The sequence below is a fragment of the Streptomyces sp. NPDC022552 genome (assembly GCF_055561875.1).
The window spans coordinates 247,666-274,665 of sequence record NZ_JBVHGJ010000003.1; the positions used below are offsets into that span (position 1 = coordinate 247,666).

The following is a 27,000-nucleotide window of genomic DNA, read 5'->3' on the forward strand; positions in this document are numbered from 1 at the left end:
ATGAACCTGCACCCCGATCCGCTCCTCACCGAACTGCGCAAGGCACTGCGCAAGGGCCTGGCCGGCGTCGAGGCCCGGATGGACCTGCACGGTGCGCCGGTCGCCGACGGATCCTCCGGCCCGACCCGGCCGGTCCTCGACGCCCTGAACGCGGCCGACTTCGAACGCCCGGTCTCCGCCGGCGGCCTCGGTCTCGGCCTCACCGCCGGAGTGCTGGTCAGCGAAGAACTCGGCCGCGCGGCCCGCGGCAACTCCTACCGCGCCGACGCGCTGGCGGCCGACCTGGGTCACCCGCCGGGCGCGGCGCTGGCCGGGCTGGAGACCCTGCCGGCCGGCGGCCGGGTCACCGCGGTCCCGGTGGCGGGCGGCTGGGAACTCACCGGCACGGCCACGGTCGACGACGTCACGGCCGGCCACATCCTGGTGGCCACCCGGACCGGCGACGGGCCGGTACTCGTCGCGGTGGGGCGCGGGGCGCCCGGTCTGTCCGTCGAGGACACCTGCTGGCCGCCGGCCGTCCGCTTCGACCGCACGCCGGTGTCCGTCGGGGAGGTGGCCGGGCCGCTGGACGACGCGCCGGCCGGCCCGCTCTCCCGGGCACGGCTGCGGCAGGCCGGCTACCTGCTGGGCATCGCCGCCGGCGCGCACCGGACCGCCGTCGAGTACGCCGGATTCCGGCGCCAGTTCGGCACCCGGCTGCGCGACCTGCCGGCCGTCTCCTTCCCGCTGGCGCGCGCCCTGGTGACGGTGCGCGCCACCCGGGCGGCGGTGTACCGAGGCGCCTGGCTGGTCGACTCCGAGCCCTACGCGGTCGGCACCGCGCCGGCCGTGGCGCTGGCGATGGCCGCCGAGACCGCGCGCGACGTGGTGCGGCTGAGCATGCAGACCTGCGGCGTACGCGCGATGACGTCGGAACTGGGCCTGCACCGGTACTACCGGCTGGCCGCGGCCGAGTCCACCCGGTACGGCGATCCCGCCGCCCTGTGGCGGGCGGTCGGCGCGGACCGCGTCCGCGCGGCGCGCGGGAGCCGGGCCGCGGCGGTGTTCCCCGGGTGAGCCGGGCGGCGGGCGGGCCGCAGCCGCCACGCGCCCGGGCGGATCAGCTGGCTCTGAGGCCGCCGGGCGACAGCGCCGGCTCGCCGCCGAACGACTGCTCCCCCGAGTGGATCAGTCCGGTCCGGTACGCCAGGGACACGAGCTCGGCGCGGTCGCGGACGCCGAGCTTGGTCCGCACCCGGTAGAGGTGCGTACGGACGGTGGCCTCGCCGATGATCAGCTCGCTGGCCACTTCCTCGGTGGACATGCCGAGCGCGACCATCCGGGTCACTTCCCGCTCCCGCGGGGTCAGTTCGGTCACCTCCGGGCAGGCCACCGGCTCCTGCGGCTCCGGCTGGGCGCGGAACCAGCTGACGAGCCGCTCCGCGATGCTGGGGGCGAGCAGGGTCTGCCCCGCGGCCGCCGCCTGGATCGCGGCGATCAGCTCCTGGGGGCTGGCGGCCTTGCCGAGCAGACAGCTCGCCCCGGCGTGCAGCACGTCGCTCACCGTCCTGTCGGACGGGGTCGCGGTGAAGACGACGACGTTGGGCGAGTCCTCCTCCTTGCCGAGCCGGCGGATCAGCTCGAGGCCGGAGATGGTCTGGAGTTCCAGATCCGTGACGACGACATCGGGACGGTTGGTGCGCACCAGCACCATGGCTTCCATGCCGTTGTGGGTGGTGCCGATCACTTCGATCTCCGGCATCGCGTCGAGAAGGGTCTTGAGACCATCCGCGATGACGGGCAGTTGGTCACAGATGAGCACCCTGATGGTCATTGTGTTGCCCCTCCGAGGCCTGGGAACGTGCGAAGCTCAGTCGTTGCCGTGGTTGTCGCGAGGCTCGACGACGGTCCCGGTCGACGCCTCGGTGGCCAGGACGTGCTGCTGTGCCGCCGGCGCCGACGCCTGGGTGGCGTGGGAGGCGGTGAAGCAGACCGCCAGCGCACCGATGAGGACCGAGGCGGCGGACAGGGCGATACGGCGCATGAGAGGTGACTCCTTCGTGGAAGCCGGTTGTTCCGACATCGCCGATGGTCCCGATCTCTCTTCCCGGTCCGTTCCCCTCTGAGCACCCACCCGATCCCCGCGGTTCACCGGGGCGCCCGCGCCCGCACGAAAGACGCCCGTGACCTCGCGGGGAGCGAGGTCACGGGCGTACGGAGGAGGATCGACGCGCGGGGCGCAGAGGGCTCAGCGCTTGAGGGTGAAGGTGAAGTCGCCGGAGAGCTTGCCGCTCAGCCGGACGGACGAGACGAGCTTGCCGTCGTTGATCAGTTTCTCGACCCCTGCCCGCGAGAGGCCGCAGCCCTCGGCGATCAGCCGCGCCGGCCGGACGGGTATGCGCGCCGCGAAGCGGACCGAGACGTCGACGACCTCACGGTCCAGGTGGTCCGATCCGCCGGTGTCGAGACGCCAGGCGTCCGACCAGTCGAGGTCGATGTGGTTGCGGCGCAGCAGGGCCGCGTCGTGGAGCAGTTCGGCCGCGAGGCTGGGGTCGTTGTCGTGCACCCGGTCCAGCAGCTCGGGACGCACGGATCTCACGTGGACGCGTTCCATGACCACGATCTTCGTGGTGTCCCCGCACCCCGTGCAGAGGGCGAGGAGCCAGATGTCGATGAGTTTGTGGTTCGCGTTGGCGCGGAATTTGCCGGTCGTCCGGAACGTGTCGGACGCACACCCGTGGCAACGGCGGCGAATCAGCGGGAGACGGACAGGTTTGACCACCCAGTTCTCGAGGAGAGCAGTACTGCTCGACTGGTTCTCGGACATTTCACCGCCAGGTACTGGTGAGCGATCGGCACTTCGTCAACCGGGGACTCGGGACGATTCGTGTCGGCGGCCGTGCGCCGGCAAGTACCTGGGACGTTACGGACGTTGGGGGTTCCGGCGCGTCCGCGAGCTGCGCAACCGGTACGACACGCGGTGATGACGTCCGGCCGGCCCGTCTGCGCATCTCGCTTACCGGGGCCGCCGCCGAAACCGTCGGAGGACGGGCGACCCCGTGCCGGTCAGCGCTCGGCCGGCCGGATGTCCGTGACCAGATCCCGGCGCGCCCCGGCCACCCGCGTACGGGTGAGCTCCGGCGTGTCCCCCTCGACCACCACGTAGGCGCGGCGGGAGGCCCGATCGCCGATCGGGGCGACCCGGTCACCGGGCCGGTAGGGGAAGCGCGCGCCGCGGACCCAGGGCGTGACCGCGATCTCCTCCGTGCCGGTGTACGTCTCCAGGCGCCCTTCGGGCAGCAGGAAGAAGCCGATCTCCGCGTACCGCGAGGCGGGCCCCACCACCGGCCGGGTGCCGAGCAGGCCGGCGAAGACCGCCGCCTCCGGGTCGAAGCCCCGCGCGATGTCGATCAGCAGCGGGATGCGGTCGTCGCCGAGGTGCGCCCGGCAGGACACGATCCGCGGGCCGAGCGGCAGCAGTGCCACCTGGGTGTGGGCGGGCCCGGAGCGGTATCCGCTCGCCGACAGCAGGTCCGTGACCGCATCCGCGACGATCTTCTGCGCCGCTTCCTCCAGGGGCGCCGGGTGGAGGTGGCCGGTCACGTGGAAGTCCGGTGCCCCCGTGGTGCGTTGGGCCGTCATGCCGATGACGTGGTGGATGCCGTCCACGGTCAGCGTCTCGACGCTCACCCGGGGCGCCTCGGCGGGGATCCGGTCGTCCGCCTCGCCCTCCCGGAGCCGTTCGTGGACCTCCGGCGCGTTCGGGGTCAGGCCGAGCCGCCATGCCTCCCGGGCCACCGGCAGGACCGAGCCGTCGTGCCCACAGTGGAGCACGACGTCGAGGTCGTGGGTCCGCGCGGTGCGCGCGATGAGCTCGCGCAGACCGCTCTCGTCGGTGAAGTCGGTGAGCAGCAGTTCTTCGGATACTCCTTCAAGGAGCGGCCGCAGATCCGCGTCGAGCTGTGCAGGATCCCATAGCGACCAGATGCGAAAACCCAACTCCGTTCCCTTGCGCACCAGTTGATGACTCGGCATCACCAGCAGCAGCCTGAATTGCGAGCTTCTCTCGGAGTGTGCACGCATAATTCCCAGTATGCAGGGACTACTTCCCCTGCAATTCCCTTTCAGTTCCCCCCGGTTGCCTTTGCGTAACGGTGAACGCCCCTTTGACCGAAAGGCGTTCACCGTCCAGGGCAACGGGCTCAGGCGGGTGACTTCACGGCTCCGGCCGGCTCGGCCGGTGCCGCGAACAGCCGGCGCGCACCGAAGGCCAGCGCGGCGACCACGAGCATGCCGACGACCGCTCCGAGGAAGGGCGCCGAGGTGCCGTACGCGCCGAGCCCGAGGCCGCCCAGCTGAGATCCGATCGCCGAGCCGCCCACGCTCACCGTGATGGCCCAGGTGTACGCCTCGGTGACGTAACCCGCCCGCGCGGTGCGGGAGATGAGCTCGTACGAGAGCGCGGTCACCGGCGCCTGGAGCAGGCCGAGGACGACGAGGGCGACGCCCATCGACCAGTTGTCCCAGGCGGCCAGCACCAGCGCGGAGGCACCCCCGAGGGCGAGCAGGCCCCAGGCGAAGACGGTCTCGGACGGCTGGCGGAGGGTGCGGCTGCCGTACCAGAGCCCGCCGAGGATGCCGCCGACGCCCCACACTCCGAAGACCAGACCGATGTCACCGGCGGAGCCGTGGTTCTCGACGAAGGCCGGCACCGCCACGTTGTACGCGCCGGTGGCGCATCCGGCGACGAGCAGCAGGACCAGCAGCCGGACCAGGGCCGGGGAACGGAGCGCGCCCAGCGGGTCGCGCTTGCCGGTGACGGGGGCCACCTTCCGGTCCCGCGAGGCCCGGGTCATCGCGAACCCGATGGCGCCCACGCTGGTGAGCACGGCGCCGACGACAAGGGCCGACCCCGCGCCGCCCCAGATCAGCACCAGGCTGAACAGCAGCGGCCCGCCGATCACGAAGACCTCGCCCAGCACCGCCTCCAGCGAGAGACCCACCCGCTCGGTGTTGCCCGGCGCGCTCCACAGGGAGCGGATGCAGCCGCTGATCGGCGGCATCGCGGCACCGGCGACGACCACGCACACCAGCTGCAGGGCCACCGCCTTCGGGTCGGCGAGCACGAAGCCGATCAGGGCGACCGGATAGACCGCGCCGGTGATCAGCAGCACGGGCGGCTGCCCGTACCTGTCGACGATCCGGGCGACGAACGGCGCGAGGGCCGCCCCGCCCAGGCTGTACCCGGACAGGAGGAGACCGGCCGCGAAGTAGCTGAGCCCACGTGACGCGGTGAAGACCACCATGGAGACGGAGATCAGGTAGAGCGGGAGCCGACCGACGGCGCTCCAGAACAGCGGGGTGCGCATGACCTTGTCGTGCACGATCGCCACGAAGGGGTTCTTCGCGGTCCGGGGCTCCGGGGCACGGTCCTCCCGGCTCTCCGGCGGTTCCGCGCTGTCGCTGGTGCTCGGGGCGTCTACGGACGGGGTGGGCGACATGATGGCTCGCAATTCTCGCGGGCGTCCCCTGTGCTGAGGCAGCTCGCGGTCAGGTGACGGTTGATTGCTCCGGACCGGCGGTCCGCGCCGGGGCCGCACGCTCCGCGCGTCCCCGCGCGGCGCGGCCGACCAGGTCCTCGCCGCTGCGGACGGACAAGGACAACCGGGATCCGAGCGTGGCGACGGACCCCACGTACGGGGCGGGCAGCGGAAGGTCCCGAAGGGTGTAGTCCTCCGGGCGGCCGAGTGCCGGAGGGAGCGCGAGCAGCGTCGTGCCGTGCACCTCGATGTGCCTCGGATGGACCGCCAGTCCCTTCCCTACCGCCTTGAGCAGGGCCTCCTTGCGCGTCCACAGCCGTGCGAAGTCGGCATAGCTCCGGCAGTCCGCGCGTTCCCGCGCCGTCAGCGCCGGGGCCAGCGGCTGCTCCCTGGCCGTGGCGTCCTCGACGTCGACGCCGACGGCCCGATCCGAGACGACGACCACCGCCAGTCCGCCGCTGTGCGCGAGCGAGAAGTCCGGCCGCGGTCCGGCCGTCGCCACGACCGGCTTCCCGTGCGTCGGGTCGTCGCAGTGGCCGCAGACCCGATCGAAGCCCAGGGCTGCCGGATCCCGGCCCAGTCGCTCGCCGAGGACGAGGCGCGCCAGCACCCACGCGGCGAGATGGCGGCTCCGGTCCGCCGGGCGCGCGATCCGCCGGCGGCGGGCGCGGTCCCGCTCGTCCAGGAGGACGGCGAGCGACTCGGGCACCTGGTCGACGCCGACGTACCAGGCGTCGGCCCGGTCGCTCCGCTCCTCCACGGTTCTCCCTCCACTCCTGATCCCGTCCGATCCGAAAGAGACGGCCTACCGGCCGGCGTAGGCCGTGCGGTGCTCCGGACCCTCCGCCAGGAAGGCCGCGACGGCCGCGCGGTGATCCTCGCTGCGCACGACGCCGGCCGCGGTCGGGGCGAGCACGGCGTCGGCGGCCGGGACCCCGCCGTCGAGGTACGCGCGTACGATCCGCTTGGTCGCCGCGTGCGCCACGGTCGGCCCGGTGGCCAGCCGCATCGCATAGGCGCGTGCGGCCTCGTGGAAGCCGGCCGGCTCGAACAGCGCGTTGACGACGCCCCATTCGGCGAGTTCCGACGCGCGGTACAGGTCGCCGGTCATCACGAGCTCGCGTGCGCGCGCCGGGCCGGCGCGCTCGGCCAGTCGCTGGGTGCCGCCCATCGACGGGGTGAAGGCGACCTTGCGCTCGACGAGTCCGAACCTCGCGGACCCCGTCGAGACGATCAGGTCGCAGGCGAGCGCGAGCTCGAACGCGGCGGTCAGCGTCAGCGAGTGCGCGGCGAACACCGTCGGGCACGGCAGCGCCTCCACCGCCTGGGTGATCCGCAGCTGCCTCGCCCAGAACGACTCCGCGTCGGCCGGATCGGTGTCGGCGAACACCTGGACGTCGACGCCCGCGCTGACCACACGTCCTTCCGCCCTGATCAGCAGCGCCCGGGGCGGATCGTCCGTGAGCCGCGCGACCGCCGCCTCCCACGCGTCCCACATCGCGAGGTCGAACAGATTCAACGGTGGGCTGTCCATGGTGAGAATCGCGAGCGGACCGTCGTGGGTCAGCCGGAGCGGCGCGTTCACGCGACGCTCCGGAAGATGCTGATCGCGTTGTTGCCCCCGAAGCCGAACGCGTTGCTCTGCACATACCGCAGGCGGGGCAGCGCCAGCGGCGCACCGGTGACCAGGTTCAGACCGCCCTCGACCTCCGTGTGGTCCACGGCCGTCGGTGGCACCAGCCGGTGCCGCATCGTCAGACAGGACGCCACCGCGCCCGCCGCACCGGCCGCGCCCATCAGGTGCCCGACCGTTCCCTTGATCGCGGTCACCGCAGCTCGCGGGTAGATCTCGGTGAAGATGCCGCCCTCGACAGTGTCGTTGGCCCGGCTACCGGTGCCGTGGGCGAAGATCACGTCGACGTCGGCGGCGGTGATCCCGGCCTCGTCGAGCGCCCGGCGATGGCACGCCTCGACACCGCTGCGGTCGGGCGCCGTCGGGTGGCTCGCGTCGTTGGTGATCGCCGTCGCGAGGAGTTCGGCGTACGGGCGCTGCCCGGGGCGCAGCGCGTCCTCCGTCTGAAGCACCAGGATGCCGGCGCCCTCGGACGGGGTCACGTAGCGCCGGTCGGCGGAGAACGGCCTGCACCGCTGGGCGCCGATGGTCTGCAGCGAGCTGAAGCCGATGATGTTCTTCTCGGAGTACGGATCACAGCCGCCGACGACCGCGGTGTCGGCGACCCCGCTGCGCAGCATCTCCATCGCGCTGGACACCGCCACGTTCGCCGAGGCGCAGGTGCTCTGCGTGGTGAACGCCGGCCCCCGAGCGCCGACGGCCGCCGCGACGTCCGCCGTGATCGAGTAGCTGGAGAAGCCGCCCGTCTCGACGATGTCCCTGCGTCCGGCGACGAGGTCCTCCAGCGCGTCGGCCTGACCGTCGCTGGTGCCGATGCACACCACGGCGTCGCGCACCAGGTCGTCGCCGCGTGCCAGGCCCGCGTCGCGGAGCGCTTCGAGCGCCGCGTACTCGGCGAACACCGACGCCGCCCGCGGCTTCGCGCGCGTCTGCTCACTGACCTGTTCGAGCGCGATGTCCCAGGCGTCCTTGGGCACCCGGCCGCCGAGCATGCCCTCCTTCATCCCCGGGTACAGCGGGGTGAGGTCGGCGAAACGGTTGCGTGCCGCGCACAGGTCGTCCCAGAACGGGGCGGTGCCCGCGCCGGCCGGAGAGATGATCCCCAGGCCGGTGACGAAGATTCGTGCTGACCTATTCACCGCGACCTCCGTTACGTGCCGTGTCGACGCTCTGCCTGGTGACGGTCAGCGCGCCGCGGCGCGCGAGCGGACCCCGGCAGGTGAGCACGGCCCGCTCGCCCACCTCCAGCGTCTGGATCAATGCGAGGAACTCGGCGGTGACGAAAGCGCCGTTGCGGTCGTCCGACCGGCTCGACCCGATCTGTCCGCCGAGCGCCGCGGTCTCGTCGTCGTCGGACATGAAGTCGAACTCCGCCCGGAACTCGCTGCCCTTGACGAACGTGGCGTGGGTCAGCCCCGACCGACACCGCAGGCCGTGGGATTCGCGGCCGGCGTCCAGGAGCGCCTCCGGCGAGTAGACGTCGCCGATCAGCACCTTGCTGATCGGCGACCTGTCGACGGCGAGCGCGAGCAGGGCCTGCCAGATCGCCAGCACGGGCGTGAGCAGACCCGCGTTGAGCGTCAGATTCCTGCCGGTGGCGCCGATCCCGATGTTCACGAACGCCGAGGCGGAGCTCGACGTGGCGTTCGGGAAGTGTTTGGCGGACAGCATCCTGCCGTCGGTCTCCGCGCGACGCTGCAGCCTGGCCAGCGCCGCGGTGTTGCCGTACTCGGTACCGATCACCACTGTGTCGTCGGTGCGCGTCTGCGGCGCCTCGTCGTGGGTACGGGCCAGGTACAGGCAGAGACGGGTGAAGGAGTCGCGGAACTGGTCACCGATGGTTCCGATGACCGCGGTCAGATCCGACGGGGGCTCGGCCAGTTCTCCTGGCTCTTCCCCGGGTTGCTGTCCGCAGAGCGCGACCTGACGGAGACTGAACTCGAACACACGGCACTCCGTTGCATCAGGAACAGGGGGCAGGGGGACTTACGCGGCCGCCGTCACGGACAGCTCGCGGACGTGGTTCTGGAGGTCGGCGACGGTGGCGAAATTACCGATGGACTCCTCGCCGATCTTGATGCCGAGCGACTCCTCCACGTGCATCACCAGGTCGATCATCCCCAGGGAGTCGATTCCCAGGTCCGACCTGAGGTTCTGCTCGCCGGTGACCTCGAACTCCTCCGGCAGTTCAGCGACTCCCTTGAGCGCAGTCACGAGCTGCTCATCGAGAATGTCAGACATTTCCCCTCCTAGCGATTGCCGAACACGCTTCGAACGTGAATCGAGTCTGGCAGGGGGGAGGTTGGCCCGCAGTAATCGCGAGACTTACCCGTGCAGAGGAATTATCAGCGAAACGCTTCCGCTCGGACCAGCGCGGTGCGGACGCGCCAAATCGGAGGGTGATCCTACCGTCCGTTCTGGCGCGGCGGATCGGGCGCGTGTCGTCCGGTCACCACTCACCGCGCCCACAGTACGGAAACGATGGCGGAGAGTTTGAGGAGTTTCCATGCCGCTTGATCCAACCTATGCGATGATCAGGCGTTATCGCGAGGTGACCGGATTCACCCCGCTCTACAAGATGTCGGTGGCAGAGGCCCGCCACGCGGATGCGGAAACCGAAGCAGTGAACTGGGATTGGCACGAGCACCCGGAAGAGGTTTTCGACGTAGACTTCACCGGCTCGGCCGGCCGGCAGACGGTCAGGGTGTACCGCCCGCGGAGCGACGAACCGCTCCCGATGGTGCTGTACTTCAACGGCGGCGGTTTCGTCGTCGGCTCTCTGAGCACCTCGGACTCGATCTGCCGCGCGCTGGCCACCATGGTCCCCTGCGTCGTGGTGTCCGTGGGCTACCGACTCGCGCCCGAGAACCCGTTCCCGGCAGCTGTCGACGACTGCTACACCGCGGTGAAATGGGCAGCGGAACATGCTGCTGAATTCGGCGCGGACAGTCGGCGCATCGCCGTCGCGGGAGACAGCGCCGGTGGCAACCTGGCCGCGACCATGGCTCTGATGGCGCGGGACAAGAAGGGTCCTGAGATTTCCGCCCAGGTGCTGGTCTACCCGCCGCTGCACAACAACATGGATTCGAAGTCCATGCGCGAGAACAAAGACCTCATGTTCTTCAACGCGCATTCGAGCGCATGGTTCTGGAATCACTATCTCGCGAATCCCGCCGACGGCGACTCCCCGTATGCCTCACCGCTCAAGGCGGCCGAGTACGGCGGACTTCCCGCGGCATTGATTCTGACAGCCGAACTGTGCCCCGTACGGGACGAGGGCGAAGCGTACGCGAACGCGCTCTCGGCGGCGGGCGTACCGGTGGAACACCACGACTACCCGGGTCTGCCGCACGGCTTTCTGGCCGTGGCGGCGAAACTCCAGACGTCCAGGGACGCCCTGGCGCTGATCGCCGGATATCTGCGTCGGCGGTTGGGGACCGACCTCCTGAATTCCACGGAGGACGCCGCTCCGGCGACGAAGGAGAGGGTGCCCTCCGGCGTCTGAGGGGCGCCGACGGCCCCGCGACGAGGCCCGTTACGTGAGACAGGGCTCCCGCGTCGACGCGCCGGCGATCGAGATCGCCGGCCCGGCGACGCGGGAGCCCTGTCGTTGCCGTGGGGCGGACCCGCTCCCGGGTCTCAATGCCCGCGCTCGGCCCCGCCGTTGACCTGGATCACCTGCGAGGTGATGTGCCCGGCGGCGGGAGAGGCCAGCCAGTGCAGGGTTTCGGCGATGTCCTCGAGCGTGCCCGCGCGTCCGGTGGAGGTCTCGCCGATCCACATCGCCCGCCGCTCCTCGGGCGGGGGCCCGCCGAAGAACCCGGTGTCCTCGATAAAGCCGGGCGCCACCAGATTCACCGTGATCCCCCGCGGGCCCATGACGCGGGCCAGCTCATGGGCGTACGGGTGGAGCGCGGCCTTGGAGGCGGCGTACGGGCTCGCGTTCGACCCGCGGTAGGCCGCGATGGAGCTCAGGAAGAGCACCCGGCCGCCGGGAGAGGCGAGTTGCTCGCGCAGCGCCTCCGTCAGCAGGGCGGCCGTGAGCGTGTTGATCCGGAAGTTGACGGTCCAGTCGTGGGCGATGGCGTCCAGCGGATCGTCCGAGGCGACCGGGGGCTCGAGTCCGCCGTTGCCGCCCGCGCTGTGGATCAGCACGTCGACCCGGCCGCCGAGCTCCGCGTCCACGAACTTCCTTACGCCCCGCACCTCTTCGGGCTCGGTCAGATCGGCCGCGTACACGCTCGCGCCCGGAACGCCGGCCTCCTCCAGCACCTCGCGCCGCCGCCCGAGCAGCAGCACCCGGTCCCCACCCGCCGCAAAGGTCCGCGCGGCCGCGAGCCCGAGCCCCGTTCCACCACCGCTGATCACTACATTGCGCGTCATGCGATGATCGTACCGTCGGAGATCTTTTCCGCTCAGCGCGGACTGCGTCGACGGTCTCCGGCTCCGGCACCGCGCGCAGCATGGCGACAGTGCATCCTCGACTTCCTCGCACCACTGCCATCTCACGACGGACTGCGCTTCTGGGCTGCGGCAGCAGCGGCCGGCTGGCCAGGTGAGCGGGTCCGCACATTCTTGGAGAGGTGTGTGGCAGGTCCGCGGACGGACGTGGCCGATGCAGCGGCCACGTCACTGGAAGGCATGTACCAGACCTATCGCCCGCTCTAGCTCGGGCCGAACGATGTCGCGAGCGACCTCGAAGTCGTGAAGAAACGTGCGGGAGGGCCACTCGCCCGTGCGCCCAGCCGCCCCGCCGCCCCGCAGGACAGGCCCCGACCCGGCACGGGCGTCCTCATCCCGTCCCAGCACCATCCCCAGCAACGGGAAAAGGGCCCGACTCCAAAGAGTCGGACCCTTCGTGATGCCGGCCGCTACACGTTGAAGCGGAACTCCACCACGTCGCCGTCCTGCATCACGTACTCCTTGCCCTCCATGCGGGCCTTGCCCGCCGCGCGGGCTTCGGCCACCGAGCCCGTCTCCACGAGGTCGGCGAAGGAGATGACCTCGGCCTTGATGAAGCCCTTCTGGAAGTCCGTGTGGATCACGCCGGCCGCCTCGGGGGCCGTCGCGCCCTTCTTGATCGTCCAGGCGCGGGATTCCTTCGGGCCGGCCGTCAGGTAGGTCTGGAGGCCCAGGGTGTCGAAGCCGACGCGGGCCAGGATCGCCAGGCCCGGCTCCTCGGCGCCGACGGACTGGAGGAGCTCCATGGCGTCCTCCTCGTCCAGCTCGGCGAGGTCCTGCTCCAGCTTGGCGTTGAGGAAGATCGCCTCGGCCGGGGCGACCAGCGCGCGCTGCTCGTCCTTGAAGGCGTCGTCCGTCAGCTCGTCCTCGTCGACGTTGAACACGTAGAGGAACGGCTTCGTCGTGAGCAGGTGCAGGTCGTGCAGGAGCTCCGCCTTGTCCGAGCCCTGCAGGATGCCCTGCGAGAACAGCGTGTCGCCGCGCTCCAGGATCTCCTTGGCCGCCTCGACCGCCGCGACCTTGGGGGCCACGTCCTTCTTGATGCGGGCCTCCTTCGCCAGACGCGGCAGGACCTTCTCGATCGTCTGCAGGTCGGCGAGGATCAGCTCGGTGTTGATCGTCTCGATGTCGTCCTTCGGCGAGACCTTGCCGTCGACGTGCACGACGTTCTCGTCCTTGAAGGCGCGGATGACCTGGCAGATCGCGTCCGACTCACGGATGTTCGCCAGGAACTTGTTGCCCAGGCCCTCGCCCTCGCTCGCGCCGCGGACGATGCCCGCGATGTCCACGAAATCGACCGTCGCCGGGAGGATCCGCTGCGAGCTGAAGATCTCCGCCAGCTTCGTCAGACGGGCGTCGGGGACACCGACGACGCCGACGTTCGGCTCGATCGTGGCGAACGGGTAGTTGGCCGCCAGGACGTCGTTCTTGGTCAGGGCGTTGAACAGGGTCGACTTGCCGACATTCGGCAGACCGACGATTCCGATCGTGAGCGACACGGTGGCGACTTCCTGGAGTACGGATGGGGGTGCGACTGGGGTGCGGTGTGTGGGCCGATCCCCCAGTTTACGGGCGGTGCGAACCGGCCTGCGACGCCGACCTTCGGCCGTTCTCTACGGCAACGTCACCCAAAGGGCGTGTCCTGTGCCGCTCCCCCGGGCCTTCCCGACCTACGTTGGTGTAGTGGAGCAGCAACGGACAAGTCAGCCTCAAGGCCGCCGACGGCCGCAAACCCCTCTCACGCCGCCGGGCGCGCTCGTGGAAGGCGCCGCCGTCTATCGCGTCGCCGCCCGCCCGGGCCGCCCGGGCCGGGGCCGCGTCGAGCGGGCCACCGCGCCCGCACGACGGCCCGCACCGCCCGTGCCGCCCGTCGTCCTCGCCCTGCGCCGACTGCCCAACCCGCGGCTGACCGGCCTCGGCGCCGGGCTCTTCGCCTCCGCCACCATGCTGGTGCTCGGCTTCCTCGACTGGCTGATCCTCGACGGCTCACCGCTCGTCTACGGGCTGCTGTTCCTGCCGGTCAGCGCCCTGACCGCGCTCTGGGTCCGTACCGCCGACCTGGTCACCGCCCCGATCAGCGTCCCCATCGCCTTCGCCGTCGGCGTCGTGCCCATCTCGGGCGGCACCGGAGGCTTCGGCGGGCAGGCGATGGCCCTCGTCACCGCCCTCGCCGTGCAGGCCGGGTGGCTGTACGGCGGCACGCTCGTCGCCGGACTGATCACCTGCGTCCGGAAGGTACGCGACATGGGGCGCCGCCAGCGCGCCGCCGCACGGCCGGCCACCCCTCAGCGGCGACCGGCTCCGTAGGCGGCCTGCCCCGCAGGCCACCCGGCTCCGCAGGCGGTAGAGGCGACAGCTCCGTGGGCGAGAGGCCCGTACGAGCCCGCCCGAGCCCCCGCCCTCAGCCCGCCGCGGCCATCGCCGCGCCCACGATCCCCGCGTTGTTCTGCAGCTCCGCCGGCACGATCTCCGCGCTGATGCCCTCGATCAGCGGCAGGAACTTGTCCGCCTTACGGCTCACCCCGCCGCCGATGATGAACAGCTCCGGCGAGAACAGCATCTCCACATGCGCCAGGTACTTCTGCACGCGTCGCGTCGCCCAGTGTTCCCAGCTGAGGTCCTCGTCCTCCTTGGCCTTCGTCGACGCCCGCTTCTCCGCGTCGTGGCCCTTCAGCTCCAGATGGCCCAGCTCCGTGTTCGGGACGAGCCGGCCGTCGACGAAGAGCGCCGAACCGATGCCCGTACCGAGCGTCAGCAGGATCACCGTGCCCTTACGGCCCCGGCCCGCGCCGAAGGTCATCTCGGCGACGCCGGCCGCGTCCGCGTCGTTCAGGACCGTCACCGGGAGCCCGCCGAGCCGGTCGCTCAGGAGCTTGCCCGCGTCGACCCCGATCCAGCCCTTGTCGACGTTGGCCGCCGTGCGGATCGTCGAGCCGGTGACCACGCCCGGGAAGGTGACGCCCACCGGGCCCGTCCAGCCGAAGTTCTCCACGACCTCGACGACGCATCCCGCCACATCGTCAGGTGTGGCGGGATGCGGGGTCAGTACCTTGTGGCGGGGCTCGGCCAGCTCACCGCGCTCCAGGTCGACGGGAGCGCCCTTGATGCCCGAGCCGCCGATGTCCACTCCGAAGACGTTCATGGCCCCCACGGTAAGGGCTGCGCCCGGGAGTTACTCCTTGGGCGCCACTCCGCCACCCCCCGAAGAGGGGACGCGGGAGGCTACTCCTTGACGAGCTTCGCCGCCTCGGCGCGCAGGTCCCTGTTCCGGAGCTCCTTCGGCAGCGAGAACGTCAGCGACTCGTCGGCCGTCTTGACGATCTCCACGTCCGCGTAGCCACGCTCGGAGAGCCACTCCAGGACCTCCTGGACCAGGACGTCCGGCACCGAGGCACCCGACGACAGGCCGACCGAGGTGACGCCCTCCAGCCAGGCCTCGTCGATCTCGCTCGCGAAGTCGACCAGGTACGCGGCCGGCACGCCGGCCTGCTTGGCGACCTCGACCATACGGATCGAGTTCGAGGAGTTCTTCGAGCCGACGACGATCACCAGCTCGGCCTGGCCGGCGAGCTCCTTGATGGCCAGCTGGCGGTTCTGCGTCGCGTAACAGATGTCGTCGGACGGCGGGGAGATCAGCTGCGGGAACTTCTCCTTCAGCGCGTCCACCGTCTCCATCGTCTCGTCGACCGAGAGCGTGGTCTGGGAGAGCCAGACGACCCTGGACGGGTCGCGGACCTCGACCTTGGCCACGTCCTCCGGGCCGTCGACGAGCTGGATGTGGTCGGGGGCCTCGCCGGAGGTGCCGATGACCTCCTCGTGGCCCTCGTGGCCGATCAGGAGGATGTCGAAGTCCTCCTTGGCGAACCGCACGGCCTCCTTGTGCACCTTCGTGACCAGCGGGCAGGTCGCGTCGATGGTCTTCAGACGGCCCTCACGGGCCTCCTCGTGGACGGTCGGGGCGACACCGTGGGCGGAGAACATCACGATGTTGCCCGGCGGCACCTCGGTCGCCTGGTCGACGAAGACGGCGCCCTTCCGCTCCAGGGTCTGGACGACGTACTTGTTGTGCACGATCTCGTGGCGCACGTAGATCGGCGCGCCGTACTGCTCCAGCGCCTTCTCCACCGCGATCACGGCACGGTCCACACCCGCGCAGTAGCCGCGGGGAGCGGCGAGCAGGACACGCTTCGGGCGGTTCGTCGTGGTCGCGTTTTCGGGCGTCGACGCGGGCGTAGCAGTCATGCGTCCCATCGTAAGGCCGCGTGATACCACGGCCGGCTGCGGCCGCGTCGGTGCGGCGAGTGATCGAGAACGTGGCCGAGACTGGGGCGCATGGCCGAGGAAGCTCAGGTGGCAGCGCACACCGGACTGCGGCGGACCCTGGGGTTCCGCGACCTTGTCGTCTACGGGCTGCTCTTCATCGCGCCCATGGCCCCCGTCGGCGTCTTCGGCACGCTGGACGCGAAGTCGCACGGCGCGGTGGCGCTCGTGTACGTCGTCGCCACGGTCGCGATGGCGTTCACCGCCTTCAGCTACGCGCAGATGGTGCGGGTCGCCCCGTTCGCGGGCTCCGTCTTCACGTACGCGCGCAAGGGCCTGGGTGAGGGGCCGGGGTTCATCGCCGGGTGGATGGCGATGCTCGACTACCTGCTGATCCCGGCCGTGGCCTATCTCTTCGCGGGCATCGCGATGGAGGCGCTGGTCCCGGAGGTGGACCGGTGGGTGTGGACGGCGATCGCGGTGGTCGTCACCACGCTGCTGAATCTGTGGGGGGTGCGGGCGGCGGCGCGGGTCGGCTTCGCGGTGCTCGCCATGGAGATCGTGGTGCTGCTGGTCTTCGTGGTGTCGGCGGTGGTCGTACTCGTACGGGACGGGGCACGGCGCGACTGGTGGTCGCCGCTGGCCGGTGACGAGACGTTCTCGGCGGCGGCCGTCCTGGGCGCGGTGTCGGTGGCTGTGCTCTCGTACCTCGGCTTCGACGCGATCGCCTCGTTCGCGGAGGAGGTCACCGGGGGTTCGGAGAAGGTGGCGCGGGCGGTCCTCCTCTGCCTGGTGCTCGCCGGCGTGCTCTTCGTCGCGCAGACGTATCTGGTGGCGCTCCTGGAACCGCTGTCGTCGGCGGAGCTCGCCGCGGATCCGGCGAAGCAGGGTTCGGCCTTCTACGACGCGGTGGACGTGTCCGTGGGGACGTGGCTGCACGACCTGGTGGCGGTGTCGAAGGCGATCGGCGCGGCGTTCGCGGCGCTGGCGGGGCAGGCGGCGGCGGGCCGGCTGCTCTTCGCCATGGGCCGTGAGCGGCGGCTGCCGCGGCTGCTCGGCCGCACGGACGGGGGCGTGCCGCGGGTGGCTCTGCTGCTGGCGGCGGTGGTGACGATGGTGGCGGCGGTCTGGGCCGCCCAGCGGGACGACGGCCTCGACCACCTGGTGTCGGTGGTCGACATCGGGGCGCTGACGGCGTTCGTGCTGCTGCACGCGAGCGTGGTGGGCTGGTTCGCGGTCCGGCGGATGGAGGGACCGCCGCACTGGCTGTGGCACGTCGCGATGCCGGTGGTGGGGGCGGCGATCCTGATCGCGGTGATCGTGGAGGCGTCGGCCACGGCGCAGATGGTCGGCGTGATCTGGCTGGGCATCGGCCTGGTGGTCCTGGCGGTCCAGGGCGCGACGCGCGGCGAGTCGACCGGGCGACGTGGCGAGTGAGCCGAAAGCGGCGGGGCGGGTGAGCGGCCGGCGGGGGTCAGGCCGCCTTGAGGGGTCGGGGTCCTGCAGGCTCCCTCCATCGGCGCCCCGCGATGTCCGTGGTCGCCACTACGCTCGGCGCATGGCTCTCAACACGTCCGCCGAAGCCCCGCTGCCCGTCGGAGAGGTCTCCCGGCTGATCGGGGGGTGGATCGACCGGCTCGGTGCCGTCTGGGTCGAGGGGCAGATCACGCAGTTGTCGCGGCGGCCCGGTGCCGGAGTCGTGTTCCTGACGCTGCGGGATCCCTCGTACGACATCTCCATCGGCGTGACCTGCTACCGCCAGGTCTTCGACGCCGTCGCCGACATCGTCTCCGAGGGCGCCCGCGTCGTCGTGCACGCCAAGCCCGAGTGGTACGCGCCGCGCGGGCAGCTGTCGCTGCGCGCGGTGGAGATCAAGCCGGTCGGCATCGGCGAACTCCTGGCCCGCCTGGAACAGCTCAAGCGGAGCCTCGGCGCCGAGGGCCTCTTCGCGCTCGACCGCAAGAAGCCGCTGCCCTTCCTCCCCCAGCTCGTCGGCCTCGTCGTCGGCCGCGCCTCCGCCGCCGAGCGGGACGTCCTGGAGAACGCGCGGCGCCGCTGGCCGGCCGTGCGGTTCGAGGTGCGGAACGTGGCGGTGCAGGGCGTGAAGGCCGTGCCCCAGGTCGTCCAGGCCGTGAAGGAGCTGGACGCGCACGAAGGGGTGGACGTGATCATCGTGGCGCGGGGCGGCGGCAGCGTCGAGGACCTGCTGCCGTTCTCGGACGAGCAGCTGATCCGTACCGTCGCCGACTGCCGTACGCCGGTGGTCTCGGCGATCGGCCACGAGCCGGACTCGCCCCTGCTCGACCTCGTCGCCGACCTGCGCGCCTCCACGCCGACCGACGCCGCCAAGAAGGTCGTACCGGACGTCGGCGAGGAGCTCGACCGGGTGCAGGGCCTGCGGGACCGGGCCCTGCGGACCGTGCGTGGGCTGCTCGACCGGGAGGAGCGCGGGCTCGCGCACGCGCTCGGGCGGCCGGTCATGGAGCATCCGCAGCGGATGGTGGAGCTGCGCGAGGACGAGCTCGACGCGCTGCTCGCGCGCAGCCGCCGGACGCTCGGGCATCTGCTCGACCGGGCCGACTCGGAGCTCTCGCACACCCGGGCCCGCGTCCGCGCGCTGTCGCCCGCCGCGACGATGGAGCGCGGGTACGCCGTGCTCCAGAAGGCGGACGGGACGGTCGTGCGGTCTCCGGAGGAGGTCGCCGTGGACGAGGAGCTGCGGGCGCGGGTCGCGGCGGGTGAGTTCACGGTGCGGCGCGCTGTCGGACCCGACGCATAGGGTGGTTCCCATGGCAGCCACCACGGAAGAGGCGCTCGGATACGAGCAGGCACGCGACGAGTTGATCGAGGTCGTTCGCCGTCTGGAGACGGGCGGAACGACCCTGGAGGAGTCGCTCGCGCTCTGGGAGCGTGGGGAGGAATTGGCGAAGGTGTGCCGGCGTTGGCTGGAAGGCGCCCGAGCCCGCCTCGACGCCGCGATGTCCGCTCCTGACGACGGCGACGGGGCCGAACCTGCCGAGTCCGACTGAGGCCGTCGGAGACCTCATGCGACCGGCGGAGATGTGAACCGGATCACTATCCGGTTCATTTGGTTGAAAGTTAACCAATCTCCGCCGTACGGTGAGGGCATCGCTCGAACCCCCTTGCCCGGAAGGTACGCAGATGTCCCTCGCCCTTGACCCCGCCGCCCAGGACCTCCTGTTCCGTGAGGCCCGGACCGCCAACACCTTCACCGACGAGCCGGTGACCGACGAGCAGGTCCAGGCGATCTACGACCTCGTCAAGTACGGGCCGACCGCCTTCAACCAGACCCCGCTGCGCATCACCCTCGTCCGCTCCCCCGAGGCCCGCGAGCGCCTGGTCAAGCACATGGCCGAGGGCAACCAGGCGAAGACCGCCGCCGCGCCGCTGGTCGCGATCCTCTCTGCCGACAACGAGTTCCACGAGGAGCTCCCGGCGCTGCTGCCTCACTTCCCGCAGGCCAAGGACATGTTCTTCTCCGAGCGCCCGGCACGCGAGAGCGCCGCGCTCCTGAACTCCGCCCTGCAGGCCGCGTACTTCATCGTCGGCGTCCGCGCCGCCGGCCTGGCCGCCGGCCCGATGACCGGCCTGGACTTCGCCGGACTCCAGAAGGAGTTCCTGGACGCCGACCACACCCCGCTGATGGTCGTCAACATCGGCAAGCCGGGCGAGGACGCCTGGTTCCCGCGCTCCCCGCGCCTCGCCTACGACGAGGTCGTCACCACCGTCTGACCCCCGTCGGCAGCCACGCGAAAGCCCCCGGACTCCAGGAGTCCGGGGGCTTTCGCGTACACACACGTGCCGCACGTAGCGTGACGCTCACGCCTTCTTCGACTGCAGCGCGCCCGCCATCTCCGCCAGCCGCTCGAACGAGGCCGTCCCCGTCACGACCGTCGTCGCGCCGCCGTCCGTGCGGACCAGGGCGTCGTACTTCGGGCCCTCCCAGCGCTGCCAGACCTGACCGGCGACCGTCTGCGTCCTGCCGGAGTCCTTGGCCCTCTGGGTGACGTCGGGCACGTACTTGTCGGGCTCCTCCGTCGACTGGTGGATCGCCACGTACTGCGTGTCCGGGTCGAGGAAGCCCAGCTGCCAGGCGTCGTGCTGCTCGCGCTTGTACGAGACCACGGTCGCCTTCCACCCCTCCCCGAGGCCCTCGGGGGCCAGCACCGCGTACGGCGCCGCCCGCTGTGCCGTCACCAGCTCGACCCGGTAGTCCTTCGCCTTGACCGGATCCGCGTCCTCGTCGTGCGGGATGAAGAGATACATCACGCCCGCCGCGGCCATGATCACCGCCAGGGACTGGAACATCCCGCGTACCGTCTGCCTGCCTCGCATACCTGCCACGCCCCCCATGGTCGCATCATGGTGTTGTGCTCATCCGTGGGCCCCTCTGCTCAATTTGTCGACGTACCGATAGAGTCGCATCACCCTCTTTATTCCGGCCGTCGCCGTACAGAAAGGTGCGCTCCGATGACCGAGCACTCCCTGCCGTCCGAGCTGGAGGTCTCTCCCGAGGCCCCCGACCGCAACCTCGCCCTGGAGCTGGTCCGCGTCACGGAGGCCGCCGCCATGGCCGCCGGCCGCTGGGTCGGCCGCGGCGACAAGATCGGTGCGGACGGCGCCGCGGTGAACGCGATGCGGACGCTGATCTCCACCGTCTCGATGAACGGCGTCGTCGTCATCGGCGAGGGCGAGAAGGACGAAGCCCCGATGCTGTTCAACGGCGAGCGGGTCGGCGACGGCACCGGCGCCGAGGTGGACATCGCCGTGGACCCGATCGACGGCACGACGCTCAACGCCAAGGGCATGCCCAACGCGATCGCCGTCCTGGCCGCCGCCGACCGCGGCACCATGTTCGACCCGTCCGCGGTCTTCTACATGGACAAGCTGGTCACCGGCCCCGAGGCCGCCGACTTCGTCGACATCAACGCGCCCGTCTCGGTCAACATCCGCCGCGTCGCCAAGGCCAAGAACATGGCCCCCGAGGACGTCACCGTCGTGATCCTGGACCGCCCCCGCCACGAGGGCATCGTCAAGGAGATCCGCGAGACCGGCGCCCGGATCAAGTTCATCACCGACGGCGACGTCGCCGGCTCGATCATGGCCGTCCGCGAGGGCACCGGCGTGGACCTGCTCCTCGGCATCGGCGGCACGCCCGAGGGCATCATCTCGGCCTGCGCCATAAAGTGCCTGGGCGGTGTCATCCAGGGCAAGCTGTGGCCCAAGGACGAGGCCGAGCGCCAGAAGGCGATCGACGCCGGGCACGACCTGGACCGGGTGCTCTCCACCAACGACCTGGTGAGCGGCGAGAACGTCTTCTTCGTCGCCACCGGCATCACGGACGGCGAGCTGCTGCGCGGCGTCCGCTACCGCTCGGAGACCGCGACCACGTCGTCGCTGGTGATGCGCTCGAAGTCCGGCACGATCCGCCAGATCGACTCCACGCACCGGCTCTCGAAGCTCCGCGCGTACAGCAAGATCGACTTCGACCGCGCCAAGTAGCAGGCCACGTGACCGCGCCGCACGACAGGGCAGTGCGGTACGGGAAGGGGCGCCCCCATGTGCGGTGGGGGCGCCCCTTCCCGTACGTACGGCCGACGTCGACGGAGCCGCTCGGCCCCGTCAGCCGGCCGCGGCGATGGGATCGGCGGACGCCGCCTTCTTGAGCTCCACCTCGCGCCGCCTGCGCCGGGCGAGCACGACGCGGCGCTCGGCCGCGGTGAGCCCTCCCCACACTCCGTACGGCTCGGGCTGGAGCAACGCGTGCTCCCGGCACTCGACCATGACGGGGCAGCGGGCACAGACGCGCTTGGCGGCCTCCTCGCGGGAGAGCCGCGAGGCGGTCGGCTCCTTGGACGGGGCGAAGAACAGCCCGGCTTCGTCCCGACGGCACACCGCCTCCGTGTGCCAGGGACCGGCCTCGTCCTCCCGAGCGGGGGCACGCTGGGGCGGGACGGCGGCGACCTGGAGGGGCTGATGCGGCAGTTGCAGCACGGTCTACTCCTGACGACGGCTTCGCGAGCGAGAGACGATGCAGCAAGCCCTACCCGCTGTACGCGCGCCTATGCACTGCGTGCCGCCGAGTTCCGGAGTGCGGAATCCCATGGGCGGAATCCGGTCACTCCGTCTCCCCTGGTCAGGGGCGTGGATCAGAGGCCGGGGAGCACGGCCTGGAATGAGGGCCGGGGCTCGGGACCCGGGAGGCGGGCCCGGGGACCATGGGTGGTGGGTCAGGTGCCGGGGGTCAGTGGCCGAGGTGCTTGCGCAGCTTGTCCTGCACGTGGTTCTGAAGGTCCGTGATCCACTTGCCGCGCTTGGGCTTGGCCTCGACGTTGCCGAAGACCGAGAAGCCGTTGATCACGACGACCGGGGCCTGCGGGTCGGCGGCCTCCAGGTTCACGACCTCGAAGTTGCCGAAGATCCCTGTGCCGTTGCCCCGCAGGCTGATGTTCTCCGGGACGCGCACCTCGACGTTGCCGAAGATCGAGGTGGCGTTGATGGTGGTCAGCCGCTGGGCGAAGAGCCCTTCGGTCAGGTCGATCTCGATGTTGCCGAAGAGCGCGAAGGCGTTGGTCCTGCGGCCCACGCGCCAGCGGCCCTTACGGGTGGTACTGGAGAAGACGGCGACCAGGTTGTCGGCGGGCCCCGAGGTGTCGTCGGGGCCGTAGGCGTACGACACCTCGGGCTGCCGGCCGGGGCGGTTCCCCGCGGGCAGGTCGCGGACGATCGGCTCCAGCTCGCCCACGGTCTTGGCGCGGTAGACGGCGTCGATCCGCTCGGAGTGCTCCTCGGCGTCGATCCGCCCCTCGGCCATGGCGTCCCTGAGGATGTCCGCGATCCGGTCCCGGTCGGCGTCCGACGCACGCAGGGAATCCCCCGGAGCGGCGGCGGGAACGGCCGGAGCGGGGACGGGCTCGGCGGGGGCGACCGGCTTCTGAGGCTGCTTTTCGAGGTCCACGACCCCAGCCTAGCGAAACGCGATAGATCGCGACTAGTGGGCACGACGGGACGCCTCGAACGCGACGCCCCGCCGTCGCCCGAGTTTCTGGACACCTGTCCAGCTATCCTGGACACATGTCCATCATCGCGAACGTCGCCGTCGGCCTTGTCGCCGCCCTGCACGCCTACATCCTCGTCCTGGAGATGTTCCTCTGGGAGCGCCGCCCGGGGCGCGGACTCTCCGGCTTCGACGCCCCCATGGCCCGCGCGACCGCGCCCCTGGCCGCCAACCAGGGCCTGTACAACGGGTTCCTCGCGGCCGGTCTGGTGTGGGGTCTGATCGCCGACGACCCCACCGGGTACCGGGTCCAGGTCTTCTTCCTCTCCTGCGTGGTGATCGCCGGGGTGTACGGCGGCCTCACCGCCAACCGCCGGATCCTGTTCGCGCAGGCACTGCCCGGGGCGCTCGCCCTCGCCGCCGTACTGTGGGCGGGATGACCGCCTCAGCCGCCGACCCCCGCGCCACCGGCCCCGGCTCGACCGCCCCCCGCGCCACCGACCCGGGCCCGACCCAGCCCGGGGCCACCGACCCCCGCGCCGCCCGCACCCGCGCGCGGCTGCGCGCCGCGCTGTGGGAGGAGTGCGCCGAGCGCCCCCTCGACGAGGTCGGGGTCGCCGCGCTCGCCCGCCGGGCCGGCGTCGGCCGGGCCACGTTCTACCTGCACTACCCCGACCTCCAGGCCCTCGCCGTCGACGCCTGCGCCGATGTCGTACGGGACGCGGTCGAGGCCCTCCACGCCTGGCGCGGTACGCCCGACCCGGCCGCCCCGCCGCCCGCCCTCGCCGCCTTCTTCGCCGCGGTCGAGCCCCGGGCGCCGCTCTACCGCGGCCTGCTGCGACCGGGCGGCGGCGGGCCGCTCGGCGAGCTGCTCCACCGTGAGCTGCGCGCGTACAGCCTGCGCGAGCGAGAACTGGCCCGGGGTCCCGAGCCGGCCCTCGTCGCCTCCGCGGTCGCGGCGGCCTTCGGAGGGCTGCTCGCGGACTGGGTGCACGGCCTGATCGACGCCTCCCCGGAGCAGCTCGCCGACCGCACCTGGCGGCTGCTGATCTCCCTCCACCGCACACCGCTGCCACACTCCGCCTAAGTGAGCCTTACCTCACAGGATCGGTCCCCCGGCCGCGCTCTACGCTGGAGGAGGCGCCGCCAATGGAGGTGGCGCCGCTGTCTGCCGAGTGAGGAATGGCTGCCGTCATGCCAGAGTTTTCGTACTCCGATCTGCTCCCCCTGGGAGAGGACACCACGCCCTACCGCCTGGTGACCGCCGAAGGTGTCTCCACCTTCGAGGCCGACGGCCGTACGTTCCTCAAGGTCGAGCCGGAGGCGCTGCGCACCCTCGCCGCCGAGGCGATCCACGACATCCAGCACTACCTGCGCCCGGCCCACCTCGCCCAGCTGCGGCGGATCATCGACGACCCGGAGGCGTCGAGCAACGACAAGTTCGTCGCGCTCGACCTCCTCAAGAACGCGAACATCGCGGCCGCGGGTGTCCTCCCCATGTGCCAGGACACCGGCACGGCGATCGTCATGGGCAAGCGCGGCCAGAACGTGCTGACCCCCGGCCGCGACGAGGAGGCCCTGTCCAAGGGCATCTACGACGCGTACACCAAGCTCAACCTGCGGTACTCGCAGATGGCCCCCGTCACCATGTGGGAGGAGAAGAACACCGGCTCGAACCTGCCCGCGCAGATCGAGCTGTACGCGACCGACGGCGGCGCGTACAAGTTCCTCTTCATGGCCAAGGGCGGCGGCTCGGCCAACAAGTCCTTCCTCTACCAGGAGACGAAGGCCGTGCTCAACGAGGCGAGCATGATGAAGTTCCTGGAGGAGAAGATCCGTTCGCTCGGTACGGCCGCCTGCCCGCCGTACCACCTGGCGATCGTCGTCGGCGGCACCTCCGCCGAGTTCGCGCTGAAGACCGCGAAGTACGCCTCCGCGCACTACCTGGACGAGCTGCCCACCGAGGGCTCGGCCGAGACCGGACACGGCTTCCGGGACAAGGAGCTGGAGGAGAAGGTCTTCGAGCTCACGCAGAAGATCGGCATCGGCGCGCAGTTCGGCGGAAAGTACTTCTGCCACGACGTCCGTGTCGTCCGGCTGCCGCGCCACGGCGCCTCGCTGCCCGTCGCGATCGCCGTGTCCTGCTCGGCCGACCGCCAGGCCGTCGCGAAGATCACCGCCGAGGGCGTCTTCCTGGAGCAGCTGGAGACCGACCCGGCGCGCTTCCTGCCGGAGACGACGGACGAGCACCTCTCCACCGAGAGCGACGTCGTGAAGATCGACCTCAACCAGCCGATGGACGAGATCCTCGCCGAGCTGACCAAGTACCCGGTCAAGACCCGGCTCTCGCTCACCGGCCCGCTGGTCGTGGCCCGCGACATCGCGCACGCCAAGATCAAGGAGCGGCTCGACGCGGGCGAGGAGATGCCGCAGTACCTGAAGGACCACCCGGTCTACTACGCGGGCCCGGCCAAGACCCCCGAGGGCTACGCCTCCGGCTCCTTCGGCCCGACGACGGCCGGCCGGATGGACTCCTACGTCGAGCAGTTCCAGGCGGCGGGCGGCTCCAAGGTCATGCTGGCCAAGGGCAACCGCTCGAAGCAGGTCACGGACGCGTGCGGCAGCCACGGCGGCTTCTACCTGGGCTCCATCGGCGGCCCGGCGGCGCGCCTCGCGCAGGACTGCATCAAGAAGGTCGAGGTCGTCGAGTACGAGGAGCTCGGCATGGAGGCGGTCTGGAAGATCGAGGTCGAGGACTTCCCGGCGTTCATCGTCGTGGACGACAAGGGCAACGACTTCTTCCAGAACCCGGCCCCGGAGCCGACGTTCACCCACATCCCGGTCCGCGGCCCCGGCCTCGCCTGACCCGTACGCCGGCCCGAGGGGCCCCGGTTGCGGGGCCCCTCCACCGGCGCCCTCATCCCCCTAGAACTAGGTCAGGATCAGACCTCATTGGCTCCTACGATCCCGTCATCCGACGAGGAGAGGGGAACATCCATGTTGCGAGGTCTCACCACCGTCAGCTTCTGGGCCGACGACCTGGCGGCCGCGAAGGCCTGGTACACGGAACTGCTGGGTCTTGAGCCGTACTTCGAGCGGCCCGGGTACGCGGAGTTCCGCATCGGCGACCACCAGCACGAGCTCGGGCTGATCGACCGCGCCTACGCGCCCGCCGCGGCGGCGGACGGGCCGGGCGGCGCGATCGTCTACTGGCACGTGGACGACGTGCGCGCGACGCTCGCCCGGCTGCTCGCCCTGGGCGCGAAGGAGTACGAGCCGCTCACGCCCCGCGGCCCGGGATTCGTCACCGCCTCGGTGACCGACCCGTTCGGGAACGTCCTGGGTGTCATGGAGAACCAGCACTACCTGGACGTCCTGGCCGCGCCCCGGTAGCGCCCGCCGCCCGGTGGAAACCCGGAGGTGGGGGCCGGGACGGCCCGGATAACCTGCGCGCATGAGACATCCGATACGGGCCGTGGTCCCGGCCCTCGCCGTCCTGGCGGCCGCCGGGGCGCTGACCGGCTGCGGCACCGGCGCGAAGCCCGCCCCCGACTCGGCGCCCGACAAGGCGCCCCACGCCGCCGCGACCACCGCGGCGGCCGGTTCCGGTACGTCCGCCGAGGCCGCCGCGTCCGTCGGGGCTTCGGGGACCGCCTGTGCGCTGCCGGTCTCCTTCGGCCTGGCCGCTGACTGGAAGCCGCAGGCCGTCAAGGCCACCGACGACGAGGTCTTCGCCGCCCTCGGCAAGCAGGGGCCCGCGACGATGACCTGCGAGATCGACGCCAAGCCGGCCGGCAACATCGGCTATCTGCGCGTCTGGACGGCGGGCGAGGGCCCTGCGCGTACCGCGCTCGAAGGGTTCGTGAAGGCGGAGGAGAACACCTCCAAGGTCTCCTACAAGGAGACGAAGGCCGGTGAGCTGCCGGCCGTGGAGGTGACGTACACCGTCTACAACAAGCTGATGGAGGAGTCGAAGGAGGAGCGCGCGTTCGCCGTCGCCACTCCGAAGGGGACGGTCATCGTCCACCTGGGCGGACTCGACACCGAGGAGCACCGGGAGATGCTCCCTGCCTACGAGCTGGCCCGCACCAGTCTCAAGGCCCTCTAGA

At 71.1% G+C, this 27,000-nt stretch carries 30 protein-coding genes; 13 read left to right on the top strand and 17 right to left on the bottom strand.

Annotated elements, in window-relative coordinates; genetic code table 11:
- Positions 1-1,056, top strand: coding sequence for an acyl-CoA dehydrogenase family protein (locus ACZ3OF_RS10860; RefSeq protein ID WP_467304077.1), 1,056 nt, complete (start codon positions 1-3; stop codon positions 1,054-1,056).
- 43 nt (positions 1,057-1,099) lie between these two features.
- Here the strand turns inward: ACZ3OF_RS10860 and ACZ3OF_RS10865 are convergent, their stop codons facing one another.
- The 10 genes from ACZ3OF_RS10865 to ACZ3OF_RS10910 form a co-directional block, all read right to left on the bottom strand.
- On the bottom strand, positions 1,100-1,813 hold the full coding sequence (locus ACZ3OF_RS10865) for a response regulator transcription factor (protein WP_361668261.1): 714 nt from the start codon (positions 1,811-1,813) through the stop codon (positions 1,100-1,102).
- Positions 1,814-1,849: 36 nt separating this feature from the next.
- Positions 1,850-2,023 carry a hypothetical protein gene (locus ACZ3OF_RS10870; RefSeq protein ID WP_361668259.1) on the bottom strand — a complete coding sequence of 58 codons (174 nt, stop codon included), beginning with the start codon at positions 2,021-2,023 and terminating at the stop codon, positions 1,850-1,852.
- Between the two features lie 204 nt (positions 2,024-2,227).
- Positions 2,228-2,806: a DUF1062 domain-containing protein gene (locus tag ACZ3OF_RS10875; RefSeq protein WP_361668257.1), complete on the bottom strand. Its 579-nt coding sequence runs from the start codon at positions 2,804-2,806 to the stop codon at positions 2,228-2,230.
- A gap of 239 nt (positions 2,807-3,045) precedes the next feature.
- Positions 3,046-4,062 (bottom strand): phosphoribosylglycinamide synthetase, encoded by a 1,017-nt coding sequence (locus ACZ3OF_RS10880; RefSeq protein ID WP_467304081.1) that lies wholly within the window; start codon positions 4,060-4,062, stop codon positions 3,046-3,048.
- Between the two features lie 119 nt (positions 4,063-4,181).
- Complete coding sequence (locus ACZ3OF_RS10885) at positions 4,182-5,480, bottom strand: MFS transporter (RefSeq protein ID WP_467304083.1); 1,299 nt, start codon at positions 5,478-5,480, stop codon at positions 4,182-4,184.
- A gap of 49 nt (positions 5,481-5,529) precedes the next feature.
- Positions 5,530-6,279 carry a 4'-phosphopantetheinyl transferase family protein gene (locus ACZ3OF_RS10890; RefSeq protein WP_361668251.1) on the bottom strand — a complete coding sequence of 250 codons (750 nt, stop codon included), beginning with the start codon at positions 6,277-6,279 and terminating at the stop codon, positions 5,530-5,532.
- 45 nt (positions 6,280-6,324) lie between these two features.
- Positions 6,325-7,104 carry an enoyl-CoA hydratase/isomerase family protein gene (locus ACZ3OF_RS10895; protein WP_361668249.1) on the bottom strand — a complete coding sequence of 260 codons (780 nt, stop codon included), beginning with the start codon at positions 7,102-7,104 and terminating at the stop codon, positions 6,325-6,327.
- Entirely contained in the window at positions 7,101-8,291 is a 1,191-nt protein-coding gene (locus ACZ3OF_RS10900) for a beta-ketoacyl synthase N-terminal-like domain-containing protein (RefSeq protein ID WP_361668246.1), read from the bottom strand. Before ACZ3OF_RS10900 ends, ACZ3OF_RS10895 begins: the two co-directional genes overlap by 4 nt.
- Positions 8,284-9,099 carry a hypothetical protein gene (locus ACZ3OF_RS10905; RefSeq protein WP_361668244.1) on the bottom strand — a complete coding sequence of 272 codons (816 nt, stop codon included), beginning with the start codon at positions 9,097-9,099 and terminating at the stop codon, positions 8,284-8,286. Before ACZ3OF_RS10905 ends, ACZ3OF_RS10900 begins: the two co-directional genes overlap by 8 nt.
- Positions 9,100-9,138: 39 nt before the next feature.
- The gene (locus ACZ3OF_RS10910; protein WP_361668242.1) at positions 9,139-9,393 is read right to left on the bottom strand and encodes an acyl carrier protein; all 255 of its coding nucleotides are present in this window, start codon (positions 9,391-9,393) and stop codon (positions 9,139-9,141) included.
- A gap of 265 nt (positions 9,394-9,658) precedes the next feature.
- On the opposite strand from ACZ3OF_RS10910, the gene ACZ3OF_RS10915 reads away from it, so the two are divergent.
- Positions 9,659-10,657: an alpha/beta hydrolase gene (locus ACZ3OF_RS10915; protein ID WP_467304087.1), complete on the top strand. Its 999-nt coding sequence runs from the start codon at positions 9,659-9,661 to the stop codon at positions 10,655-10,657.
- 134 nt (positions 10,658-10,791) lie between these two features.
- On the opposite strand, the gene ACZ3OF_RS10920 is transcribed toward ACZ3OF_RS10915, so the two are convergent.
- Positions 10,792-11,535: an SDR family NAD(P)-dependent oxidoreductase gene (locus ACZ3OF_RS10920; RefSeq protein WP_361668238.1), complete on the bottom strand. Its 744-nt coding sequence runs from the start codon at positions 11,533-11,535 to the stop codon at positions 10,792-10,794.
- A gap of 488 nt (positions 11,536-12,023) precedes the next feature.
- Positions 12,024-13,112, bottom strand: a complete 1,089-nt coding sequence (ychF, locus tag ACZ3OF_RS10925) for a redox-regulated ATPase YchF (RefSeq protein WP_361668236.1) — start codon at positions 13,110-13,112, stop codon at positions 12,024-12,026.
- Between the two features lie 184 nt (positions 13,113-13,296).
- Here ychF and ACZ3OF_RS10930 point away from each other — a divergent pair, with 184 nt between their 5' ends.
- Positions 13,297-13,920: a DUF6542 domain-containing protein gene (locus ACZ3OF_RS10930; protein WP_467304090.1), complete on the top strand. Its 624-nt coding sequence runs from the start codon at positions 13,297-13,299 to the stop codon at positions 13,918-13,920.
- A gap of 94 nt (positions 13,921-14,014) precedes the next feature.
- Here ACZ3OF_RS10930 and ppgK read toward each other — a convergent pair whose 3' ends face one another.
- Together ppgK and ACZ3OF_RS10940 are read right to left on the bottom strand one after the other, a co-directional pair.
- Positions 14,015-14,755: a polyphosphate--glucose phosphotransferase gene (gene ppgK / locus ACZ3OF_RS10935; protein ID WP_361668233.1), complete on the bottom strand. Its 741-nt coding sequence runs from the start codon at positions 14,753-14,755 to the stop codon at positions 14,015-14,017.
- 80 nt (positions 14,756-14,835) lie between these two features.
- Positions 14,836-15,864 (bottom strand): 4-hydroxy-3-methylbut-2-enyl diphosphate reductase, encoded by a 1,029-nt coding sequence (locus ACZ3OF_RS10940; protein ID WP_467304092.1) that lies wholly within the window; start codon positions 15,862-15,864, stop codon positions 14,836-14,838.
- Positions 15,865-15,945: 81 nt separating this feature from the next.
- Between ACZ3OF_RS10940 and ACZ3OF_RS10945 the strand changes: the two genes are divergently transcribed.
- The 4 genes from ACZ3OF_RS10945 (at position 15,946) to ACZ3OF_RS10960 (ending at position 19,626) form a co-directional block, all read left to right on the top strand.
- A complete protein-coding gene (locus ACZ3OF_RS10945; protein WP_467304094.1) occupies positions 15,946-17,310 on the top strand; it encodes an APC family permease in 1,365 nt (454 codons plus the stop codon).
- A gap of 121 nt (positions 17,311-17,431) precedes the next feature.
- Positions 17,432-18,652, top strand: a complete 1,221-nt coding sequence (gene xseA / locus ACZ3OF_RS10950) for an exodeoxyribonuclease VII large subunit (protein WP_361436130.1) — start codon at positions 17,432-17,434, stop codon at positions 18,650-18,652.
- A 10-nt stretch (positions 18,653-18,662) separates the two neighbouring features.
- Positions 18,663-18,902: an exodeoxyribonuclease VII small subunit gene (locus ACZ3OF_RS10955; RefSeq protein ID WP_467304097.1), complete on the top strand. Its 240-nt coding sequence runs from the start codon at positions 18,663-18,665 to the stop codon at positions 18,900-18,902.
- A gap of 133 nt (positions 18,903-19,035) precedes the next feature.
- On the top strand, positions 19,036-19,626 hold the full coding sequence (locus ACZ3OF_RS10960) for a malonic semialdehyde reductase (RefSeq protein WP_361668224.1): 591 nt from the start codon (positions 19,036-19,038) through the stop codon (positions 19,624-19,626).
- A gap of 87 nt (positions 19,627-19,713) precedes the next feature.
- On the opposite strand, the gene ACZ3OF_RS10965 is transcribed toward ACZ3OF_RS10960, so the two are convergent.
- The gene (locus ACZ3OF_RS10965) at positions 19,714-20,247 is read right to left on the bottom strand and encodes a DUF4245 domain-containing protein (RefSeq protein ID WP_467304100.1); all 534 of its coding nucleotides are present in this window, start codon (positions 20,245-20,247) and stop codon (positions 19,714-19,716) included.
- Positions 20,248-20,364: 117 nt separating this feature from the next.
- Here ACZ3OF_RS10965 and glpX point away from each other — a divergent pair, with 117 nt between their 5' ends.
- The gene (glpX, locus tag ACZ3OF_RS10970; RefSeq protein WP_352190458.1) at positions 20,365-21,396 is read left to right on the top strand and encodes a class II fructose-bisphosphatase; all 1,032 of its coding nucleotides are present in this window, start codon (positions 20,365-20,367) and stop codon (positions 21,394-21,396) included.
- A gap of 120 nt (positions 21,397-21,516) precedes the next feature.
- Here glpX and ACZ3OF_RS10975 read toward each other — a convergent pair whose 3' ends face one another.
- Positions 21,517-21,888: a WhiB family transcriptional regulator gene (locus ACZ3OF_RS10975; RefSeq protein ID WP_361668220.1), complete on the bottom strand. Its 372-nt coding sequence runs from the start codon at positions 21,886-21,888 to the stop codon at positions 21,517-21,519.
- Positions 21,889-22,138: 250 nt separating this feature from the next.
- Positions 22,139-22,852, bottom strand: coding sequence for a DUF1707 SHOCT-like domain-containing protein (locus tag ACZ3OF_RS10980; RefSeq protein WP_361668218.1), 714 nt, complete (start codon positions 22,850-22,852; stop codon positions 22,139-22,141).
- Positions 22,853-22,968: 116 nt separating this feature from the next.
- Here ACZ3OF_RS10980 and ACZ3OF_RS10985 point away from each other — a divergent pair, with 116 nt between their 5' ends.
- The 5 genes from ACZ3OF_RS10985 to ACZ3OF_RS11005 all read left to right on the top strand — a co-directional run bounded on the left by ACZ3OF_RS10985 (position 22,969) and on the right by ACZ3OF_RS11005 (position 26,999).
- Positions 22,969-23,331 (top strand): DUF1304 domain-containing protein, encoded by a 363-nt coding sequence (locus ACZ3OF_RS10985; protein WP_361668216.1) that lies wholly within the window; start codon positions 22,969-22,971, stop codon positions 23,329-23,331.
- Positions 23,328-23,978 (top strand): TetR/AcrR family transcriptional regulator, encoded by a 651-nt coding sequence (locus ACZ3OF_RS10990; RefSeq protein WP_467304104.1) that lies wholly within the window; start codon positions 23,328-23,330, stop codon positions 23,976-23,978. The genes ACZ3OF_RS10985 and ACZ3OF_RS10990 overlap by 4 nt, the downstream gene beginning before the upstream one ends.
- 107 nt (positions 23,979-24,085) lie before the next feature.
- Positions 24,086-25,756 carry a fumarate hydratase gene (locus ACZ3OF_RS10995; protein ID WP_361668212.1) on the top strand — a complete coding sequence of 557 codons (1,671 nt, stop codon included), beginning with the start codon at positions 24,086-24,088 and terminating at the stop codon, positions 25,754-25,756.
- Between the two features lie 132 nt (positions 25,757-25,888).
- Positions 25,889-26,284 carry a VOC family protein gene (locus ACZ3OF_RS11000; RefSeq protein ID WP_361668210.1) on the top strand — a complete coding sequence of 132 codons (396 nt, stop codon included), beginning with the start codon at positions 25,889-25,891 and terminating at the stop codon, positions 26,282-26,284.
- 61 nt (positions 26,285-26,345) lie between these two features.
- The gene (locus tag ACZ3OF_RS11005; RefSeq protein WP_361668208.1) at positions 26,346-26,999 is read left to right on the top strand and encodes a lipoprotein; all 654 of its coding nucleotides are present in this window, start codon (positions 26,346-26,348) and stop codon (positions 26,997-26,999) included.
- Position 27,000: the final 1 nt, after the last annotated feature.